Here is a 23,456-nt window from a genome sequence, read left to right as displayed (position 1 = left end):
CGATTCTATATTAAGTGAAAATGATATTCATTGTCAATTTTATTGACTATTTGAATACTTATTCTTAATCTCTTCCTACTTTGTTTCTTATAAGCAATACACTCTTGTATTCAAACAAAAACACCTCCATTGCATTTGCACACTTAGTATGCGAATGCAAGAGGTGTTTTTTTCATATACCATCAGGTAAGATTTCCTGCTTTGTTTATTTCTTGATACGTAGCTATTTTTTAGTACACGATAACTGGATCATAAGTGTTCAAACTATCATATACAGTTTTTGCAACATTAGGAAGAAGGTTCACACACCCACCTGATCCTCCTGTTAAATAAGCATTATTTGCCCAGTCTTTTCGCCAACCGGCATCGTGGAACCCTTGACCGCTATTTGTGAATGGGACCCAGTAATCTACTTTAACTGCATAATCAGCTTTACCTACTGCGCTGCCTCTGAGCGTGTATGGTGTTCGTTTATATAGGACGTACCAAACACCTGGTGATGTATCTTCACCCGTGCTATGTTTACCAGTTACTACATTTGTTGTAACAACTAATTTTCCATCTTTATAAATCCAAATTTGTTGCTCTGCAATTGAAACTTCTGCATATGTGTCTCCGATGCCATTATTCGATGTTGTTTTATAACCGATACCTTCCTTCTCCCAACCATTTCCATGAATATTAGAAGCAGAAAGCGATTTTTCGCCTTTCTCAAAGGCTTGTTGAACTTGTTTAGTTTCTTTTTCAACATCTAGTGCCCAGCCGTAGCCTTGCCCTTTTACTGATATGATTGAACCGGAATGCGTTTTAAATGAGAAATCTTTATTTAATGTTGATTTGGCATTATTAATTTCAATAATTTTCTTCTTAATGTCGCTCGCGTCAATTGTAACTTTCATATCCTTTGACATAGAGGCATTTTGAATTAAATCTTTCGCTTTTAAAGGATAAACTTCATTCTGCACTTTATACTCAACAGACTGCCCAAGAAGATTCTGTAGTGCTTTCTCCTCTTTTTTGACAATTGGATCGTCTTCTTTAATAGGTTTTATGTATGCAGACTTCAGGTGAATTTCGCTTTTATATTTTTGCTTATCGTAATCTTTTAGTAGACTAGTAACGTCATACTGTTTTCCTTCAACACTTTTCGAAATAACTATTTTTCCTTGTTCTAGCTTCGCCATAGCATCTTGAGGCGCTTTTAATTTTGCATTCATAGAGATGAGCTTTTCTTCTACAAGTTTTTTCATCGTTTCACTACGATACTGATCTGCCTTCTCTGGTAGCAATGAATAATTTTCTCCCTTTGAGGTAGGGAAAAATGTCCACTGACTTTTTAATAGTTTCTTAACTTGAGGCAAATCTTTTTCCGTAAGTTCCGTTTTTGTATCTTTTTCATCTAAAATTTGTTGTTGATCAACATAGACTTTGTTTGCTAGTCCAGATGTCTTTAATTTCTGTATTGCCTGATCAGCGCTCAGACCACCAACTTTTGTGTCATTAATTGTAACATTCGAATTGAAGTGAGTTGCCTGATAATAACTCATTCCCCCAATAAGAAGTGCAATTACACCAATACCCACTGCGATAAACTTCCAATTTGTATAACGTTTTTTTGATCTTACTCGTTTTTGATCAATTTCTTCAACTGATTCATTTGTTGTATTGTTGTTCATCAATCTTTCCCCCGTATGCATTAACGTCAAACGATTTTCAACTAAAATCATAGACTAGTGTACCTTATTTTTCCTAAAATTTCATTATTTCCGACCACATTTTATCGCAATTCATCGATTAAATTTAGATTTTTTAATGGTACGATGCATTGAACAGCCCTTTACAAGTCATAAAGTGAAATTTCAATCAATCGTTATACATCAAGAAAATTAGCTAAATCTTATTCGGAAAATTTTTCCTCTTTACGTAAAATACGAATTATATTCTCCATTTTATGAACATCACCCCCTAATTTTGTCAAAAAAATAAACGATAGTCCTTCTACATCTTAGATAGAAAGAATACCGTTTTTTCAGTTAGAGTATTTGTATAATCGCTTAACTTTTTACTTCCTGAAGGTCAAACGTGATGAAGATGATGAAATTTCATCTCATAGCCTTAAAATGAAAACATTATGTTTTTTATGGCAACCAACTTTATTTTCTTAGCTTGATGACGATGGGGTATCACCACATGTCCAACAGCCTAAGATTAAGTAAGAGTCCGTTCAACTAGATTTTTTCTAATATTTTTAGGAGCATCTTATTTCTCCTTGGCATATTGCACCAATTTTATTTAAAACACATCCGTATGCTATTTAGTAAAATTTACGATTCGAGACATAATTATTGCAGTAGCCAAGATAATAATAGCGGTTATCAAGCCAGATTCTCCAATCCAAATCTCAGTTTGATATCCTGTACTTGCACGTGCAAAAGGTCCTTGAATAATGGCATTCCAAGTAGTATGGATGATAACCGAAGGCCAAACGCTACCTGTGATAAGTCGTAAATAATCTGTAATGTAACTGAATGGCACAATACAAAAATAGATGCCAAGTACTGAAAGAAAGACAGATGTTCCCTCTACATATAGACCAGCGATAACAATTGGAACATGCCACGTTGCCCAAATCAATCCACTAATAAGGATAGGCCGTGAAAACTCTGCATCGATTAGCCTTGTGAGCATATAACCTCGCCAGCCCATTTCTTCTCCTAAAACTGGGATTAAGTTAAGCAAGCTTCCTAAAACGCCGCTCAATACTACTAGATAAATGAAACTGATTGGTTCCGGTAGATACTGAAGTCCAAGTATATTGTAGATCGGTTCTAACATACCACCTTCGGGATGCTGAAACCCCGCAATTCCGCTCAACCAGGAGATAGAATAAGTAATTCCACAAATAATCATAGGTATTAGCAGAGCAAACCCAATCCCCTTCCATATCTTTAAGTTACCGAGACTAAAAGATACATCTTTAAACCCTTCTTTCAGTATTATGCGAGTCAAAATAGAAGAAAATGCTGGGGTAAACATATATACCACAATAAGCGGCATACTTTTAGTAATTATTACTACTACATTTAAGATAATAGAAGTAATGATTAAGATACTCAGAAAGAGTTGAAGTCCTATTTTAGCACGTTGGATTTTATCTTTATTGTGAAACGATTTTGCGTGTAATATCATTGTAATCCGCCCTTCCCCTTTCATTCACTTGTTTATCGAATTTAATTCTTCTCATTTCCACAGACACAACTTAGCATAAAAATATTTTGGCATACAGATTCATTCATCTTTAAAATCCCTCCCAAATTTATAATCTAGTCTTACTTGCGACTCATCAATGTAATTATTATTTATAAGTTGTCATAGCCGATAGTACAAAAGTGTAATGATTAGTCTATGACCTGTGTCAATTAACCTTATGACAATATGTAACTAGAAAATATGATATGGGATAGATAACAATTGAATTAAGGCAATTGATACGTGCAAGTACATGAATCAATCTTGCTTTTAAAAATAATTCAATTGGGGTGAAAAAAATGAATAAGAAAAGAATAATTACAATGGTTAGTACAGCTTTATTAGTCACAGGATGTGGGGAAGTAGGAAACGCTCAAACGGTAGCAGTCGAAAATTCAGGTCAATCAATCCAAAAAAATATAGTTAAATCAATACAATCACAGGCTAACCCATTAAAAACGATAGATCCGTCAAAACCATTTGAGGATTTAAAACCACTTAAGAAAATGATTGGGAGCGCGCAATATGTGGGGTTAGGAGAGAATACTCATGGAAGCTCTGAAATTTTCACTATGAAATTTCGCCTTGTGAAATATTTGGTTACTGAGATGGGTTTTACAAATTTCGCAATGGAAGAAGATTGGGGAAACGGCTTAAAGCTAAATGAATATATCCAAACAGGAAAAGGAAACCCTAGGGAGTTTTTAAACTTGTTATATCCTACTGATGAAATTATAGCCATGATTGAGTGGATGAAAGATTATAATGCCGATCCATCCAATAAAAAAAAGATCCAATTTATTGGGCTCGACTTAAAGGAATTGGACCAAGGTTGCTTTAATAAAGTAATTGATTATGTAAGGCTGCATCGACCAAATTTGCTGGCAGAAGTAGAAGAAAATTATAAAGAATTGTCGGCTTTTAATGGAAGTACACAGGAATATATGGACCTTGCTCCTGAAATAAAAGAAAAGTTCAAAGCAAACGCTGAGAGAGTAGCTCGATTACTAAAAGATGAGAATAAACAAGCCAACACAGAAATAGTTTCACCCGAGTACATCTGGGCGAAAGCAACGGCAAGTGCAATAGAGAAATTTACCACAATGCTAATTCCTAACGACTATCCAAGTATGTTAAAGCTACATGAGCAATACTTGGCCGATCATGCAATGTGGGCACAAGAAACATTTGGTGGTAAAACGATGGTATGGGGACACAATATTCATATTGCTAAAGGAATTATCGATGAGAAATTATACCCTTATGTTGCGGGGCAATTTTTGAAGGAACGTTTAGACAATAATTATGTCACAATTGGTAGTACAACTACGAAGGGGAATTTCACCTTATACAGCGAATATGATCCTTCTACTGGAGGTAAGATTACAACGCGTGCGATTCCACAAAATGTAAATAGTTTTAACTATACCCTCGGAAAAGTACCATATAACATGTTTTTATTGGATAACCGTCACCTTAAAGGACAAGCAGAGAAATGGGTTAAAGCCAAAAGACCATTACTAAGTATAGGGGGACAAATATTCCCAAACGAATCGACATACTTTGATAAATCATTGCTTGAGCAATTTGATATTATTTTTCACATTCGAAAAACAAGTCCATCTCATATTAAATAAAAGTACAAAACAATCCCGTTCTTGCAAATGCAAAAACGGGATTGTTTTGTGGAGGATTAATAAAGTGAAACTTTATTCAGTAGGGGTTTTGTTCATCCCCACTGATTATCAACCCTCACCAATCGGGCTTTTACGGACAGCCCGACCCCCACCTAACTTCTTTGCTTCCACCTGAATTTTGAGGTGGGGGTCTTACTGCCCGGCAAATAGCGGGATATAAGCATCTTTTTAACCAGCAGTAGGCTGCTCTCCCCTTTTTAGCATCATTTAGAAATGTCATATGACACTTTTACACTAGTGAGAATGACAAAAAAAGCAGTATGATTCGGTTATTACATAGATAGGAGCGATGAACTTTATGAAATCAAAATTCATCCAGAATGGTTATTTTTTATTGCTAACTTTCGTTACAGGATTGTTTTATTTTTGTTTTTATCTAATAGCTCTGCTATTTAGTTTCACCCTTTCATTTACTGTTGTTGGGATTCCATTAATTATGCGCGTACTACAGACTACCACACACTTTATCCAATTCGAGCGCATACAGACGAAAATTTATACAGATATTTCAACAGACTCTTACGATAGAAATATAACAATGGATACATCGAACTGGGCTCAGGTGAAATTAGTACTTACAGATCGTCGCACTTGGTCTGCTGTCTATTGGTTAATGCAGAAATTTGTGATTGGCATTTTCAGTCTTATTAGTGCAATCATTTTTTATGTAATGCCACTTATGTTCCTGTTGGCACCACTACTGTATCGATACATCGATATGAATATTATATTCATACAGATAGATACGTTTGCCAAGTCACTCTTTGTAATGTTTATGGGTATAGTATTTACCGCCATAAGTATTAGAATAGTAGAAGGTTTGACACAGAAAATTGGGGGCTATACACGTAGTATGATTCAGCAACTAAATCAATAGAAGTTTGCAATCTGTGAGTAGTATCGCAGTTTTAAATTTAAAAGTATAATAGGCATGAAGGATTAAATTATAATATATGAAGTAAAAAGGTAGGCTACTTAGGGGGTAAATGACTTGTTAGATATGGTTAAGTATTGGTTTTGGTACGATTGGATTATGTTAGGAGTCCGTATACTTGTTAGTGTCTCTATCGCCATAACCACATTCGATTTTCAGGATAGTTTAACATTGCCACTTTGGATTGTTATTTTTTGGGAGGTTGTTGCCTTCTCGATTCCATGGGTAGCCTTACTGTTCAATTACAAATATTACTTGTTCACAGAAATACTGCTATATGGTGGACTGTGTATATATTTAACCTCTTTATTTCCGGAAGCTAACGTTACATTTCTGATATCGGCTTTTCTAATTGCTGCGAATAGTAAGCATTTGTCCTATTATTGGACAGCTCCAACAACAGTTTTTATAACAACTGGAATTCTCTATGCGGTTGCGCCAAGTAATAGCTATTGGATTTTAGTTACCTACTATGGACTTGCTTATGTAATGGGCTTCGCTTTCCATTTATTAATCGTCAATCATAAGCAAAATGAAGCGATTCGTAAACAAAACGCGGTACTTGAGCAATATATGTCTCAGATTGAACGCATTACACTGGCGGAAGAACGAAACAGACTGTCGAGTGAGCTTCATGATACAGTTGGTCACGCTTATACTTCTATTATTATGGGGATGGAAACGTTGCGTACCGAAATTGCTACTGAAATGGGTATACAGAGGCTAGATTCTCTGCTTGAAATGGGACGTAAAAGCATCGAAGATGTGAGAGGTTACTTACATCAAATGGAGTCTCCGTGTCAATCGCCTTCCTTGATTCAATCTCTACAAAATCTTGGGGTCGAATTTCAGGAGCACGCTCAGGTAAATGTAAGTTTTAGGACATTCGGAGAGGAATATCCACTGTCTCGGCAAGCGAAGATCGCATTCATTCGTTGTTTACAAGAGTCCCTTACGAATGCAGTACGTCATGGTCAGGGAACTGAAATTATAGTTTCATTGCAGTTTGAACAACAATATACGAGATTAGAAGTTCAAGATAATGGAAAAGGAAATGTAGAATGGCAGGAAGGCTTCGGTCTGAATGCGATGAAAGAACGAGCAATGAATTTACAAGGGCAATTGTCTGTATATACAAAGCCAGAGGAAGGAATGCTTGTTACATGTACCATACCGCGACAAACTGAAATAAAAGATGGACTTATTCGTTTGTTAATTGTAGACGATCAACCATTTGTTCGGGAAAGTTTGAGGACACTACTCGATAGATATGAAGATTTAAATGTAGTCGGTTTAGCTGAGGATGGCAATCAAGCCATCGATTTGTGTGGGCGCCTTCAACCCCATGTTATACTTATGGATTTAGATATGCAGCACATGGATGGAGTTGAAGCAACCAAAAAGATTAAGCAACAATGGCCACATATCCGCGTATTGATTTTCACAACTTTTCAGGATACCGAACAGGCGTTGGAATCACTTCGCAACGGTGCGGATGGTTTTTTACTCAAATCTATTGAAACATTGGAGCTAGCTAATACGATCCGACTTATTCACAAAGGTGGGACACTGATTGATCAGGGAATGTCTCACAAAATATTTGAGAAGTTTGATGAGCAAAAAGAGACACCACAATCAAAAGCAACCGCTTATGAGCTAACAGCTAGGGAGATAGAAATATTGCAGCTAGTGGCAAAGGGACTTCGATACACTACCATAGCATCAAGGTTATATTTATCGAATGGTACGGTCAGAAATTATGCTTCCACAGCTTATACAAAGCTAGGAGTCCGCAACAAAGAAGAAGCTGTTCAAAAGGTTCTAGAAATTGGAATTATTGAATAAGAAAAATGTTTTTTGTTTCTCTACAGCAAGGTAAAATGTAGTTACAAGATACAGTAAAGGATAAAGTGAAACTTTAATCAGTGGGAGTTTTGTTCATCCCCCACTGATTATCAGCCCTCACCAATCGGGCTTTTACGGGCAGCCCGCCCCACCTCACTTCTTTGCTCTCGCTGAATTTTGAGGTGGGGGTCTCACTGTCCGTTAATGCGGGATAAACTTATGAATTTAATTGAATATTATTTTTGATAGGTAATTTTTTTGAAAAATTTAACCCTGTTTTAAAAAATTTAAATAGCGTTACTACATATTGAATGTAGCAACGCTATTGTTTTCTATATTAGAAATTAAACATCTTTATTATCGCTATACGGAAGACAGTTTCAGGTCTTTTCATGTGGGGATTCCTCTAAACCAGTCCCCCCTAATTCACTTGTTGTCTCTGAAAATAGTCATTTAAAAATATAGTTGCTAATTTCATTTCACTCTTCCTTGCACCCAAGTGGCAATATCATTTATAACATACTCTGGGATATTAGCAGGACTATACTATTCATCCGATTGACTTAATTCTCCTTCTCCTTCTGTAAAGAAGTGATTTAACTTTTGATACAGTCAATAATCAATGTTATCTCTCTCTTTTAATTGTTATTTCCAAAAAGGATTATCTATCATTCTTTATAAATTGCAAAATTTAAGGTCGGCAAAGGATTTCTATTTTTTATAAACAGGTGGAATGCTTTGTGGAAAATTGAAAATATCTTCTGGATCGTATTTAGCTTTCACTTGAGTCAATCGTTTAAAGTTTTCACCATAATATAAATCCGACCAATCTTTCATTGAGAGGTCAGGTGTGTTAACATAGACACCTTTCGTAAAAGGAATTAACGCGTGACGAAAAGCTTCTACCCAACGAATCCCTTGTGCAGCTCCCTCAGGTTTGTCCCAAGTGGAAAATAACACCATATTCATTAGAGCTTTTCGATAAAAATAAGCAGTTGCTTCCTCGGGTACTGCAGAAACAGTCCCCCCTAAGCCCTGAAAAAATATAGAAACAGTAGAATTAGGTGGAGATTGACTCATAAAATGTTGAATCGTAGCAATACCTTCTTCAGGTAATAAAGAATCCATAAAAGGTGCTACGCTTTTAAATGGAAAAGGAGTTGTAGGCTGATGATTGGATATTAACGTTATAGCTTCTAAATAAGAGAGTTCTTTTATGTCTACCTTTATAGGTGATCCAATTTTGAGAAGTGGTTGTATCAATTTCTGTAAGTCTGTAACTGATCCATGAAAAATCCCATGCATCAACACAGGAGCTGTCTTTTCTGAAGACAATAATAATGTAGGAGTAAAGCGTTTATCAGAAGTAGGTAGAGTATACTTTTGCCATTCCTGTATAACGGCTTTTAAATCTTGATGCCTCCAACTAACTTCAACAAAACCAACAGTCTTAATTTCCTGAGTACGAAAGCGAAAAGATGTACAAATACCGAAACTTCCGCCTCCACCACGTAAAGCCCAAAATAGATCATGATGCTCCTGATCATTAACCTGCAATACACAGCCGTTAGCATCAACCATTTCTATTTCTACGACATGATCAAGTAGTAGTCCTAATGGTCGAGAAAGAATACCTTGCCCACCACCTAGCGCTATTCCTGCGATAGCTGGTTTAGGACAGACCCCATTAGGAATAGCTAATCCCTCTTTCCCAAGAAGCTCAGCTAGATGGAGATTTTTACAACCAGCTCCTACTGTAACAGTTTTTGATGTTGGATCTATTTTTATTTGATTTATCTCACTGACATCAATTACAATACCACCATCTAAAACTGACAAGCCTTCATAATTGTGCCCTCCTGAACGTACTCGGATAGGTACGTTATTATGTAACGACCATCGTACTGCATTCACAACGTCTTGAGTATTTTGTGCAAAGACAATAACAAAAGGGAATCTATTAAAAAATGTGTTGAACGCTTGACGTGCTGAATCATATTGCGCTTCACCAGGCGATACAATACGTCCTGTTAAACTTATATTTTCATCATAGAGCATATAGAAACCTCTCTCTCCGTACAAAAATTTTTAATGCTATCATGCTAATAATATGTATGTAAAAAAAAGTAAGAACCGCCAATTATATTGGTGATTCTTACTTTTTTTCATAAAATTAAACAAATCCGTGCAGCTTTTAAATCGACAAAAGCCGTTTTTGAGCCTTTATTTTTACTATATGGCGTAGTGACGCATACCTATCAACCTTGCTTGATGGTGATAGGACACGGCAACAATCCTTTCTCTTTCGGGCTACTCATTATAAATAATAGATTTTCAGGGTGAAACTTTAACTTATGAGATTATAGCATTACAAGCTTTAAAGAAAACTCATACAAATTAATCCTATTAAATAAAACTTGCCAATGGCCCCTAAAAGTAGTAATCGTTGCCGCGCCCCTTCTTAGATAAAAGATAAATTTTTAATTTAAAATCTAAAATAAATAGTTTATGGACCGTAGTGCTAGTCCACCTATTATTTCTAAATTTCTTGTACCCATTCAAAATAATCAATAAAACGAGGTCCGATTATGTCTATACTTCGTATAAATAACATCATTACATTAATCTTTTTTCGGGAGTACAATCCCTTTATATAATTGAACTGTAATCAAGTAATAAATCGAGTAAATTACTACAAAAATAACAAGTGGTAACCAAATACGAAAGTACGGATCGATTAAAAGCGATCCAAACATGTTCATACCAACTAATATGTGAGTAATCCCCACAATTGCTGGGAATAAGAATATGAAGAATAACTCTTTATAGATTGATTTTGTTAATAATTCTCGGCGAACACCAATTTTACGAAGCATTTGATAACGTGCTACATCTTTTGATGCTCCCGACAGAACTTTAAACATTAAGCAACTTGCCATCATTGCTAAAAATGCAACTCCAACGAAAAAGCCCATAAACATTAGTCCGCTGGAAAAATCATGACTCATAATATATTTTTGATACTTACTATCCAATTCTTCCGCTTTCACATTTTTATATTTTGCTATCTGTAATTCATCAAGTTTTTTCCATTCTTTTATGTATGATCCAAAATCATCTGTTTTCCCTATAAATACAGTACTTTCTTTACCCTTCAACCCATCGTATATGTTTTGTTCTACAATTTTGATTTCATAATCAGGATACATATAATTTGGCTGGATCGTTCTGAAAGCCTGAATCCATTGTTTTGTGTCGATCTCTCCTTTAACCCATTTTATTGAAAATGCACCAATTGGTATTTCCTCTGAAACTTTCTCTATTTTCATACCTTGCAAGAAAGGACGATTTTTTTCTACATCTTCTTTAAGATAATAAACATACCTATCATCAACTTTGTAATGGTATTCAAATTTTTCTTGAAATAAGATACCACCCAAAATTGTCTTTTCTTCCGCAGTTGGATTATGAATGACTGAATCGTAAATTCGCATTTGATCTGTCATGTTTATAATGTTGTTTTTAAATGCCATACCACAAGCAATTCCACCAGCACCAAGAGCCACTAAAATTGCTACTGTTGCAAGCACATTTGTTAGACTATTAATGCGGAAATTTAATTGTGCAAAAGTAAAAGCATTGAGGCCTTTTTCACTACGTTTTTTATTACTCTTTAGCTTGTTAATCATAACTGGAAGAAGGGATCCAAATATAAGGTAAGTACCAACGGTTGCTGAGATTAATCCAACGGCCATTAATCCCAAAGCAATTAGCGGATTTGCATATGACATATAGATCAGTGATGCATAACCAATACCTAATAAAAGAATACCAAGGAATGCAATTACAACTGTCATTTTTCCTTTTATGGCAACACGTTCTGTTTGTGCATCTGCATGTACAAGTTGCAGTACAGAAATACGCGATAATTTAATACTATTCATAATTGCAGATAATACAAATAGTGCAAAGAAGAAGACGCAAGTAATAGCTATTGATGGCAGATAAAATGCTTTATAACCTTCACCAGCAAACTCGAGTTGTTTCATTAATAACTGACCGATTCCTTCTGCAAGTCCTACACCAACTGTAATACCAATCGCAAGAGACGCAGCGCCTAATACGATTGTTTCGATAAACATAAGTAATGTAACTTTATGCTTTTTTGCTCCTAACATCATATACATACCAAATTCTTTTTGACGAAGAGCTGATAAGAAAGAGTTTGCATATAAAATATAAAAAAATGTGATAACCGCTAACAAAAAGGAACCAATTTTAAAGACAGCCACAATATCCCTAATAGAAGAGTTAGATTCAAGGAACGTTTTATTGGATGCTAGCGTTTGAAACATATAAAAAGTTGAAATAGAGACAATAAGACCAACAAGTAAAACAATGTAATCTTGCAACTTACTTTTTAGGCCTGACATAGAAAGCTTAAATAACATGATTGAACTTCCTTCCTTACGCTTTTTGTGTGCCTAAGTTTGCAAGCACGTCTAAAATTTCTTTATAGAATTCTTCACGGGTACCACCGCGATGAATTTCTTTATATAACTCACCATCTTGAATGAATAAAATACGCTGACAGTAACTTGCGCTATAAGGATCATGCGTAACCATCATAATGGATACACCTTGCTCTTTATTTAAGCTTGTCATGGCATTAAGTAAACTCGTTGCATTTTTAGAATCTAGAGCTCCAGTCGGTTCGTCTCCCAAAATAATTGCTGGTTCATGAACTAACGCACGTGCTCCTGCAGAACGTTGCTTTTGTCCACCAGATACTTCAGAAGGATATTTTTGAAGTATAGCTGTAATACCTAACATATCAGCTACTTTTTCTACTTTCTTTCCAATATTACGAGATGAAACACCTTGAAGTGAAAGTGGGAGTGCGATATTTTCATAGATAGATAAATTTTCTAATAAGTTAAAGTCTTGGAAAATGAACCCTAACTTTTGTGAACGAAAATCAGAAAGTTCACCTTGCTTCATTCTCGTAATATCCGTTCCTGCAATTTCAACAATGCCGCCTGTCGCTTTATCTAACGTTGAAATTACATTTAATAATGTTGTTTTACCAGAACCAGAAGGCCCCATAATACCGACAAACTCCCCCTCTTGAATTGAGAATGATACACCTTTTAATGCATGTGATTGATTCTCACCTTTTTTACCGTACAATTTTTGAATGTTTTTTACATCTACAACTGGCTTTATCATTTATATCCTCCTACATTTTTTATTTCATTACAATAAGCTACTACGTTTGTTTACTACTAATAAAATAGTCATATTGCATTCACCCTAAAGCTACAATGAAGTCTTTCCTTTTTTCTTCTTTGCTCACCTCATCACTTTGAATACACCCATGATAAACTATGAAAATTAGGAAACACCCTGTAAAATCCTTAAGAATTCTTAAGTTTTATAAAAAAAGCTTATGGAACCTGTAATTCCATAAGCCGGTCTATTTGATTGGATGTTCAACAATAAAGGACATCCAGCCATCTTCATATTCTGCATGTATATTACCATCATGAAGTTCAACAATTCTTTTTGAGATAGCAAGTCCCAGTCCATTTCCTTGATCATTTTTTCTTGCCTTATCACCCCTGAAAAACCTTTCAAACAATTTATTTGGATCGCTAACAGGCGGTCTCTCGACTTTATTTGATACTTTTAAAATTGCTTTGTTATCCATTAATTCAAGACATATGAATAATTGGGATGGTTTCATGCTGTACTTTATCGCATTCATAAACAGATTTTCATATACACGTACCATTTTTTCTGCATCTATGAAGATAGGTATTATTTCTTGTGTAATTGATTTTTGAACGATTAAACTTTCCTTTTCAAATATAGGAATGTATTCTCCAACTATTTGCTCCAACAGACCTGATAAATCAACTTCATTAAGATTTAACTTAGCATCTATGCCTGATAAACGAGTATATTCAAACAGCTCATCAATTAAATATTTCAGTCTCTGTGACTTTGAATAAGTGGTTTCAAGGTATTCCTGTAATTGTGTGTTATTGTTGTATTGCCCTCTTTTTAATAAATCTAAATAACCAATAATAGATGTCAACGGTGTGCGTAAGTCATGAGATACGTTAGTTATGAGTTCATTTTTTGTACGTTCTAATCGTCTTTCTTGTTCAAATGTATTTTCCAATTCCTTAGACATATAGTTGATATTTTTAGCAAGTTGGGTCAATTCGTCCTTCCCCTTAATCCCAATTATTAGACCTAGTTTTCCATTGGCAATATCATTCACGTTATCAGAAATAAGCTTCAAATATACTATTTTCTTTCGAACCAATATCAAAAAAAGTATAATAAAGGTAAAGATTGCGAACGCGAATAAGAACAACATTGCGACATTGAATTCAAACATACCAAATTCTTCGTGTTTTATAAATAATGGATCTATGACGTATGCCAAAATGAGGATTGTTAAACCAAATGAAATAAAAAAACTAATTGCAACAGCACCAAGAAGTTTTATAATGATCTTATTTCTGAAACTAACATTCTTCATATTTTATACCCAATTCCCCAAACAGTTTTAATGTAAATGGGATGTTTAGAATCCTCTTCAATTTTGTCTCTTATTTTTGTAATATGCACCATGACGGTATTGTCTGATTTATAAAAAACCTCTTTCCAAACTGCTTCATATATTTTTGCTACACTCAGGACAATCCCTTTGTTGCGGGCAAGTAGTTCGAGAATAGCAAACTCTTTTGGAGTTAACCTTGTTTCTTTTCCTCTTACCCATACTTGACGTGTATCTGTATTTACGGTTAAGTCACCAATTTCTAGAATGCTTTTATTATGTTCTACGGACGTATTGTATTTTTTAAATCTTCTTAATTGGGATTTCACTCTAGCGATTAATTCTAATGGGTTAAACGGTTTTGATAAATAATCGTCTGCACCAGAGGCTAGGCCCTGAATTTTGTCTATATCCTCAGATTTTGCAGATAGCATAATGATAGGCATATTGCGATCTTCCCTAATTTTCATACATGCTTCAATGCCATCCATATTCGGCATCATAATATCTAAAATAACCAAATCAAATTCCTTTTCTTCTAACAGTTGTAAAGCTTGTATAGCATCTTCTGCCTTTTGAGTTTTTAGGCCTTCATTTTCTAGATATACAGAGATAAGATTTCTAATCTCTTTATCATCATCAACAATAAGAATTTTTGACTCCATATTATTCCTCCACATTAAATGCAATAAGTATACAATAAAGCATATATTTGTTGTTACTTAATTAATAAACTTACTAGAGATAGTTTCTATCTTTTTTTCTTTAATTAAGACGATTCTTTGTAAAATACACAAAAAGACCGTCACAGTATTGTGACGGAAAAACAGGAAAATTTCAATAACTAATACTATTATTATTTATTTTTAGCTTTTAAGACACCCAGCGCTATTTTGGTTGCTTCTGCAATAAGCTTATCATCGTATTTAGCATCCTCTTTATCATGATTAGAAAGTATCGCAAGAACAATTGGCTTTTTATTTGGTGGCCAAATAATTGCGATATCATTTCTGGTTCCATAAGATCCCGAGCCCGTCTTATCAGCTACTTCCCATCCTCCTGGAACTCCAGCACGAATTAAGTTGTCTCCGGTAGTATTCCTTTTCATCCAATCTATTAATAAATCCCGTTTCTCAGTTGAAAGTACATCTCCTAACGCAAAAGCCTGAAGACTAGTAGCTAATGCCTTTGGGGTACTAGTATCATGTACGTCTCCTGGATGCACTTCGTTTAACTCTGGTTCAAAACGTTCAGGATTTGTAACGGTATCTCCTATTTCTCTCAGTGATTTTTTGAATTCGCTAGGTCCACCTAATTGTTTAAGAATAAGATTTTGTGCAGTATTATCACTATATCGAAGGGAAGCATCTGCAAGCTCTTTCAGAGTCATCCCCCTATCAACATACTTTTCTGTAATTGGATTGTAATTAACAAGATCTTCACGAGTATACAAAACTCTTTGATTTAGATCTTCTATTGATTTCTTTTGTAAAAGTACTCCCACAGCTAAAGCTTTGTGGGTAGATGCGTATGCAAACCGTTTATCTGATTGATACGTAACGGTTTGATTCGTATCAGTGTCCAATGCATAAATACCAAGTTTAGCATCAAATTCTTTTTCAAGTTTAGCAAAAGAATCATTACCAGTAGTTTCTTGTTTGATTTGATTTGTTTGTTTCGTTTGTTTAAGTGATTCAGATTGAGTATTACCATCGGAACAGCCTATAAGCGTTGCACATGAAAGAAATACTACAGGTACCATCTTTTTGTAATGTAAAATGTTAAAAAACTTGTTTAAGACTATCATACATTTTCAACCTCTTTCAAGAATATATAGTTTTTCTAGGTGTTATACATACCGACACAATGAAAAAGTCTATCGGATATCACTCTTCTTGCATCTCACTTTTCATAAAGTGAAATGCAAGAAGCCCTCACCAATCGGGCTTTTACGGGTAAATAGCGGGATAAAATGAGCGAATTATCATGAACACCTGTTTTATACGTATACTTAATAGACAACTTAAGTAACAAGTTTGTTCCATTTTTATCAGTAGTCGTATCTAGAAACCTAAAAAAGTCCATTTAGAAGATCTAAATGGACTTTTTCACTCATATAATCCTATCTATAGTTAAACGAATAAGATTAAATAAATTTAAATTTTCTTGCTTTATCTACTAAACTGTTTAGGCATTTCTTTAACGTGCTTATCATCATCACGCCAATCATAGGTTTCTTTCTGTGAAATATCTAAAGTTTGATCTCCAATTCTAACAATATTCTTATTTACCCATTCAATATATGGATCGGTATCTGGATAATTCCAATATATATTTTTCTCTGAATCTGTATCAAGGTTAACTAATTCACCCCTAACAGCATCCGCACTTAATGATCCTGCATTATGAAAATAAGTCTTGATGAGATATTTTCCATCTGGAGATTTCACTGTTCGAATTAATTCCCCTTTTGGAACACCTTGCAAACTAAAAAATTTCCAATATCCAAACCCAATTATAATTACTAACATAGTAATTATAGTTAGTAATACTTTTCTTTTTGTTTTTTTAATTTCACCTTTTGTATTTATAATACTCATTCAACTCCATTCCATAGAACCAATACCATATTATACCATTAAATAAATAGTATAATATATCAAAAATAAAAATCCTCCCGTAATAGTATTATAAAAAGGGCATGTGATGGTCTCCCTATTTATAAAGTGAAACTTTAATCCCACTCACCAATCGGGCTACCCGTTAATGCGGGATAAACATGAAAATTCCCCTTTAAGAAAAATATAAAAAATCAGACAGTATACTTGAATTGCTCTTCGCAAGAGAATATACTAATAAAGCAGGCTATGACGTTCCTTCCTTCTAACTTCTTTGGCGAAATAGGGATGTTACTTTCCTGCTAAACACATAGGCTATGACAATTCTTCCTTCTTTTCCAGAAATTTCAAATTGTTTTAGAGTTGTCAATTTCCTATGAAAATAATTAGACTATAAAACCTCTTTCTTCTTTGGGATTGAATAAACTTTAGTTTATCAACCATTGATGTAGAGGTTTTCTTTTCTTAATTAACAAATTACCACTTAACAACTAAATGTTATACCCCTAATTTTCCACTAAAAAATAGCTATGTACCCTCAGTGCATTTCTCTATAATTAGTGTGTTTATGCATGTAAAAATAAAAATCTACCACTGAAAGGAGGACAGTCAGACTATTCCCCTCTTTTATAAGGAGTGAATAGCTGGCGTTCTCATGAAAAATTCTATTTACATAAGAAGAAGTTTGAAAGTAATTATAAAAAGAGAAGAAAATAAACTACCGAACATTTATTTAGCCACTGTTTTAAAAAACTTGGAAAGTTTAGGATTTACTTTTTCCGAGCCTTTAATAGAAGAGTTGCAAACACTTTCGGTTGATACATTCACATCGTTTTACAAAGAGTTGGTAAAACATTTAAAAGAAATGGTTGGTGCACATATTCAGTTTGCTCCTATGTATCCAAACTTTCCGCAACAAATGATGGATTTAAGTGACGCTGATTTATACATTAATGCTATTATTCATTATGTGACGTTGCGCCTACCTGTATCAAAAGTAGAAGAACGACTTCCTCTTTTAGATAGCGTTGATTTGAAAGTTATTAACTTAGGAAGTGAAGAAGATTTCAATCAAATGATTTCTCAATTGATTAGTGCAAACAGCTCTATTTCCTCAACTGATAAGACAGATGTAGAATGGGCTATTACACACACTGAAGATGTTTCCTGTTTTCTACCTAATGTAATTCCTCATAAGGAAAATATGTCTTTTATAATTGGAGTTTTATTAATAAATAGAAAAATATCAGCCGATGCTGCTGCAAAGTATTTTAAAACAGCAACTGATGTTCTTCGCCTTGCAGTTGCTTTATCTGAAGGCGATGTGAGTTTAGCATCTTCCGTTCGATTCAAGAAGTTTAACCGAGCAGAAAGACGCTTCCTTTTAGGATTGTTAGAGCAATGCGGAAACATTACCGAAGATATGCTTCGATACAAAAAACGTTGGATTCGTCTAGGTGAAATTCTTCATCCAGCAGAATATCATACTCGTTTCCCAAAAACCCACCGAGCATTTGAGATTCTTCGCAACAACATTAAAGTTGAAACATTTAATGGAAAAATAGAAGCAGCTTTGTTGAATCGTGATATCATGACAGCGAAAAATCTTTTAAAAACTCGCCCTGGGGAATTTGCCAGACGCTTGGATCATTTAATCCGTTTATGTAGTGATAAGTCAACAGATGTTTTCCATATTCTCGAAGAGTTTCTAAGTATAATAGGAGACGTTTCTACTCCTGTATTACTTCAACTCACAGCTCATTTTAAGCATCGAAATGATAAAAATGAATTTCGTACCTTTTTTCCAAAGGGAAATGTAGCAAAAGCTATAGGTATTGAAAATACACTTCCATTTATCTCAGAGGATATTTGTTTAATGATTGTAAAAATGTGTGAAGATACTTTAAAAAATCGCTTCGCAAAACTTCCAAGTCTCGGAAAAGTATTTTTGGATGAACAGTTAAAAAATCACTTAGTCCCCTTCTCTCAACGTTCAGCCAGCAAAGCGCTTCGCACATTATCTCGAGGAAGTAAAGTAGATTTGCCAGAAGGAGATACGATTCGTTTTTTCCTATGGTGGAAAGAAGGCTATGTGAATGGACAACATACAGGACGCGTTGACATTGATTTGTCTGCTGCAATGTACGACGAAGATTGGCAATACAAAGAACATGTATCCTTCACGAACTTACGTTCAAAAAATTTCAAAGCCTACCATAGCGGAGACATTACTTCTGCACCAAAGGGGGCATCTGAATTCATTGATTTCGATATTCCGTCTGTGCTGAAATATGGTGGACGCTATGTAGTCATGACTTTGCTTTCTTACACAGACCAACCATATAAAGATTTACCAGAATGCTTTACTGGTTGGATGGTTCGTCAATATCCTGGTTCAGGTGAAATATTTGAACCTTCTACTGTTCAAGATAAAGTGGATATTACTGCCGACACCCAAATCTCTATTCCAGTTATCTTAGACTTAAAGGAACGAAAATTGATTTGGACAGATTTATCTCTTACAAGAGATCTAACTTATGATAATACCATCGAGGCTAATCAAAAAGGTATGATACTAGTTGGAAAGGCTTTAACTAATTTAGTTAAACCGAATTTATATGACTTGTTCCGATTACATATTGAAGCTAGAGGTGAACTCGTTCAAGACATCGAAGAAGCAGAAACTATTTTCACTTTGGATAAAGGGATTACTCCTTTCGATATTGAAAAAATAATATCTGATTTTATAGCTGACCCACAAGGCTAACTACATTACAAACATTGATAATGTGTGGAAAATATCCATGTATAATGTCTATGTGAAACAGGACCTGATAGATGCATATCAGGTCCTGTTTTTTATTTAGTAGATACTAAATAGTCCGGTTAATCATTATTCAGCTAAATACACGATACTAATAAAGTGAAATTTATTCGAAAGAAGTTCATTAGTTACTACGTATCTAATTAAGAAACATTCATATACCAGCCCAAACATCTTTTCCATATCGCCCTTCATCTTGCACACGATCCAACCAATTCCTTGCTTCTTGTTCACTGACTTCATGAATTTCTTGATATGCTTGACAAAGGGTATCTTCTACATCCGGAGCCATTTTACTGCCATCACCACATATATAAAGATGAGCTCCATTATCTAATAACGAAATTAAATTGATACTATCTTGTTTTATTAAATGCTGTACATATGTTTTGGGATGTCCCTCTAGACGAGAAAAAGCTGTGTGTAAAGAGATTAATCCATCTCTTTCATCATTTTCTAGTTCTGTACGATAGAGATAATCTTTTTCAGGATGACGACAACCAAAATATAGATGCGCTTGTCCTAAATTAATACCTTTTTGCTTTTGAACACGACGCGCTTGCAAGAATCCACGGAATGGTGCAATTCCAGTACCTGGCCCAACCATAATAATTGGTGTTTCTGGATCTTTAGGTAATTCAAAGTTTGATTGTGGCGTTCGAATGAAACAAATAATCTCATCTTTATTATGACGCTGAGCTAAATAATTAGAAGCGACTCCTTCATATGTCCCTTCTCCACTCCATGCAGGCGCATTAACAACACCGACCGTAATGCTCAGACGATTCTGTGCAACAAGTGGAGAGCTTGAAATAGAATAGTAACGCGGTTTGAGCGCAGGAAGCAGTTCTAAAAAGCGTTCAAATCGGATTTCACAAGCCTCATACTTTTCAAGAAGATCCAACATTGAAATACGTTTCTTTAGTATTTGTTCATGATAGACCCCTTCTTCTAATAATGCTTCCAATTCTTTTTTATGAGGAGGGCATGCTGTGAATGTTACCATTTCTCGTATTTGTGCACGAGTGGCTGCTTCTTGAACTTCGACACTATAACTAAGAAGGTCCAATAAACTAACAGGACTGTCTAAAGGTATGTGATTTATACTTCGTCCACTTGCACTCAGTATGACTTGATCCTTTCCGTTTAATCCAAAGCGTTTTAAAATTCGATTAACATTCTTCTCGCTATTAATTGGCAGCACTCCAAGGTGGTCTCCTTCTTGATATGTAGCGCCTTCTGGCAAGGATACCTCGATATGTCGTGTACTTCTATCGCTGCTGGATGATTGGAGTTCACGATTTTCTAGTATAGTTGCATAAACTGCTTCATATGTTCGTGCAAGAGGAGATCCTCCAAGACGACTGACAAATTGCAGACTCAAAGTACTACGCTCTTTCTCCATATTTTTGTTAAATTCCAATCCAAATGCCTTCATCGCATCAGACCACATGCCTTGTTTCCATTGCTCGAGCTGTTCCTCAAAATCACCACTTGCATCTGCTTCTCCGCGTTTAGAAAACCTTGTTGCTCCTTTTTGAGCCATCTGCTCATCAATGTATCTTGGAATCCGTTGATAGGTACTAGCCCAATTATGATCTCCACAACCAAAAACTGCGTATTGAACACCTTTTAGCTCATCTGGTTTTAGTTCCTCCAACCATTGCACAAACTGTCCTGCATTACTTGGCGGTTTTCCATTATAAGAAGAAGTTACAATAAGAACCGCTCCTTCTTTCGGTAGACTTCCAATTCGATCGTTAAGAGCTACCACTTCCGTTTGAACCCCTTCTAAACTAGCTGTATCTGCTAATTCTCTTGCAATACCTTCTGCTACACCTGTATCCGAGCCGTACAGAACAAGAAGTGAAAGATTATCAGCCCCAATAATAGAAGGTGTCTTCTGAACGTGCTGCTTAATTTCATGGTTTTTCAGCTTGTCCTCTGTAGGTGCAAGAACAGTAGGATGACTAATAGTTTGTTTTCGGGGTAGAATCCTAATCTTAAAATCACCGGGCTTTAGCGTTAATGTTTGTTTTACGTCCAGCTGATAGTTTTGATAATCGATTAATTCAAAATGTTGAAGAAGCATTCCCATTACAAGAGTGGCTTCATGAAGTGCAAATTGCATACCGATACATGCTCTCTGGCCATTTCCAAATGGCTTATAAGCATGATGAGGAACCTTATCCAGCTCTTCAAATCGTTCAGGTTGGAATTCTTCCACATTGTCTCCCCATGCATCTTTATCCCTATGCAGCTGTGGAATAAGAACAGAAATACGATCTTCTCCTTTCTTAATTGGGTATTTCCCGCCAATCACTGTATCTTCTTTTGCATAGAGACTGAATGCTGGAGCGGTAGGCCATAGACGTAGCGATTCATTTAAAATCATCCGTATATACTTCAGTTTCATAACTTGTTGGTATGTTGGAGTAGGATCTGTCAAAATACGGTCTACTTCTTCATAGGCTTTTTTTAACTTATCCGGATTCTTTAATAAAAAGTAAATTGCAAAAGATAACAATCCACTTGTTGTCTCATGCCCAGCTATTAAAAAAGTGATAATTTGGAAACGAATGTTTTCATCATCTAATTTTTCACCAGTTTCCGGATCCTGTACATTTAACATACGGGAAAGTAAATCATTTTCTTCCTGATCTCCACTACTTTTACGTTCAGCAATAATATTATCTACTAAAGAAAACATAGATTGGATATCATGCTGAAATTGACGTTTCGTTCTCCACATGAGTTTGTCTTCTATATCCAGCCGCTGCAATTGGTGCATTGCCTCATCTAGAGCACGGCTCATGCTAGTGATAAAAGGATGAGGGGTCTCACGATAAAAGCTATTAAATCGGTAATTAAAACCACATAGACCAATTGTATCTAACGTAAGGCGAGTCATATCCTCCGGAACATCTACGTCTTCATTCGGATTAAGCCGTGCCCATTTTTGAACGAGTTGTACAGCAAGATCGACCATCATGGCATGGTAATCTTTCATTGCCCGTTGGCTAAATGTAGGCATCAAAATATTATGAGCTTTTTTCCAGTTAGGCTCGTGAGTCTCGCTAGTAAATAATCCGTCTCCAGCAAAGGCACGAACCTTTGCCAAAGCACCCTCTATGCTTTTATCGAACCGCGTTTCGTCACAAACTTCTGCTACCAGTTCATGTCCAGAAACGACAATTATGGCATCACTTAAAGTTTGAATTCGAAAAATGGGACCATACTCTTCCGCCAGCTTAATAAACGATAGAGTCGGTTTATCTTTATCGATTAATGGGAGATTACCCAGCGGTCCATATGTTTTCGGCTGGGGAATGGCAGATACTTTTTTTTCCATTTAAAACACCCTTTCAAAAAGCATGAAATAAAGTGAAACTTTAATCAGTGGGGGTTTTGTTCATCCCCCACTGATTATTAGTTGAACCAATCGGGCTTTTACGGGCAGTTGGTCCCCCACCTAACTTCTTTGCTTCCGCTAAATTTTGAGGTGGGGGTCTTACTGCCCGTTAATGCGGGATAAAATATCCCATTTAATAAAGAGGAAATAGCAACTAATTGCCTGGGATACAGATATGTAATTGATTACCTTATTTTATCTTTTCCCTAACTATTCATGATTATGATATTGCGTATAAGCTTGGCAATTAGATTTATAAATTGTAGAAAAATACTAAATTAAAATGAAGCGAATAAATATAATTGG

Annotated in this window: 14 protein-coding genes and 1 pseudogene; 4 read left to right on the top strand and 11 right to left on the bottom strand. The window is 35.3% G+C overall.

Annotated elements, in window-relative coordinates; translation table 11 throughout:
* Positions 1-230: 230 nt before the first annotated feature.
* A complete protein-coding gene (locus N2V92_RS18950; RefSeq protein WP_001064075.1) occupies positions 231-1,676 on the bottom strand; it encodes a L,D-transpeptidase family protein in 1,446 nt (481 codons plus the stop codon).
* A 634-nt stretch (positions 1,677-2,310) separates the two neighbouring features.
* Complete coding sequence (locus N2V92_RS18945; RefSeq protein WP_170264891.1) at positions 2,311-3,189, bottom strand: CPBP family intramembrane glutamic endopeptidase; 879 nt, start codon at positions 3,187-3,189, stop codon at positions 2,311-2,313.
* 359 nt (positions 3,190-3,548) lie between these two features.
* Here N2V92_RS18945 and N2V92_RS18940 point away from each other — a divergent pair, with 359 nt between their 5' ends.
* From N2V92_RS18940 to N2V92_RS18930, 3 genes are all read left to right on the top strand, one after another.
* Positions 3,549-4,886, top strand: coding sequence for an erythromycin esterase family protein (locus tag N2V92_RS18940; RefSeq protein WP_016077491.1), 1,338 nt, complete (start codon positions 3,549-3,551; stop codon positions 4,884-4,886).
* A 358-nt stretch (positions 4,887-5,244) separates the two neighbouring features.
* Positions 5,245-5,823: a sensor domain-containing protein gene (locus N2V92_RS18935; RefSeq protein ID WP_000836849.1), complete on the top strand. Its 579-nt coding sequence runs from the start codon at positions 5,245-5,247 to the stop codon at positions 5,821-5,823.
* Between the two features lie 114 nt (positions 5,824-5,937).
* Entirely contained in the window at positions 5,938-7,725 is a 1,788-nt protein-coding gene (locus tag N2V92_RS18930; protein ID WP_042598280.1) for a helix-turn-helix transcriptional regulator, read from the top strand.
* A gap of 474 nt (positions 7,726-8,199) precedes the next feature.
* On the opposite strand, the pseudogene N2V92_RS18925 reads toward N2V92_RS18930, so the two are convergent.
* From N2V92_RS18925 to N2V92_RS18890, 8 genes and pseudogenes are all read right to left on the bottom strand, one after another.
* Positions 8,200-8,394, bottom strand: a pseudogene (locus tag N2V92_RS18925) (alpha/beta hydrolase); the annotation flags it as partial.
* 42 nt (positions 8,395-8,436) lie between these two features.
* The gene (locus N2V92_RS18920; protein ID WP_016077488.1) at positions 8,437-9,783 is read right to left on the bottom strand and encodes an FAD-binding oxidoreductase; all 1,347 of its coding nucleotides are present in this window, start codon (positions 9,781-9,783) and stop codon (positions 8,437-8,439) included.
* A 563-nt stretch (positions 9,784-10,346) separates the two neighbouring features.
* Positions 10,347-12,176: an FtsX-like permease family protein gene (locus tag N2V92_RS18915; protein ID WP_016077487.1), complete on the bottom strand. Its 1,830-nt coding sequence runs from the start codon at positions 12,174-12,176 to the stop codon at positions 10,347-10,349.
* Between the two features lie 16 nt (positions 12,177-12,192).
* On the bottom strand, positions 12,193-12,954 hold the full coding sequence (locus N2V92_RS18910) for an ABC transporter ATP-binding protein (protein WP_016077486.1): 762 nt from the start codon (positions 12,952-12,954) through the stop codon (positions 12,193-12,195).
* Between the two features lie 247 nt (positions 12,955-13,201).
* Positions 13,202-14,278, bottom strand: coding sequence for a sensor histidine kinase (locus tag N2V92_RS18905; RefSeq protein WP_016077485.1), 1,077 nt, complete (start codon positions 14,276-14,278; stop codon positions 13,202-13,204).
* Positions 14,275-14,961, bottom strand: a complete 687-nt coding sequence (locus N2V92_RS18900; protein ID WP_000444082.1) for a response regulator transcription factor — start codon at positions 14,959-14,961, stop codon at positions 14,275-14,277. Before N2V92_RS18900 ends, N2V92_RS18905 begins: the two co-directional genes overlap by 4 nt.
* A 191-nt stretch (positions 14,962-15,152) precedes the next feature.
* A complete protein-coding gene (bla, locus tag N2V92_RS18895; protein ID WP_000636466.1) occupies positions 15,153-16,103 on the bottom strand; it encodes a class A beta-lactamase in 951 nt (316 codons plus the stop codon).
* Between the two features lie 364 nt (positions 16,104-16,467).
* Entirely contained in the window at positions 16,468-16,896 is a 429-nt protein-coding gene (locus N2V92_RS18890) for a DUF5412 domain-containing protein (RefSeq protein ID WP_000022536.1), read from the bottom strand.
* 673 nt (positions 16,897-17,569) lie between these two features.
* Between N2V92_RS18890 and N2V92_RS18885 the strand changes: the two genes are divergently transcribed.
* Complete coding sequence (locus tag N2V92_RS18885; protein WP_033668790.1) at positions 17,570-19,681, top strand: TerD family protein; 2,112 nt, start codon at positions 17,570-17,572, stop codon at positions 19,679-19,681.
* A 211-nt stretch (positions 19,682-19,892) separates the two neighbouring features.
* Here N2V92_RS18885 and cypD read toward each other — a convergent pair whose 3' ends face one another.
* Positions 19,893-23,090, bottom strand: a complete 3,198-nt coding sequence (gene cypD / locus N2V92_RS18880) for a bifunctional P-450/NADPH--P450 reductase (protein ID WP_016077483.1) — start codon at positions 23,088-23,090, stop codon at positions 19,893-19,895.
* Positions 23,091-23,456: the final 366 nt, after the last annotated feature.

This window comes from Bacillus sp. CH_48, assembly GCF_038008465.1.
Classification (GTDB): Bacteria; Bacillota; Bacilli; order Bacillales; family Bacillaceae_G; genus Bacillus_A; species Bacillus_A thuringiensis_S.
The sequence above is the reverse complement of the archived record's forward strand: the minus strand, read 5'-3'. Positions and strand labels throughout refer to the sequence as shown.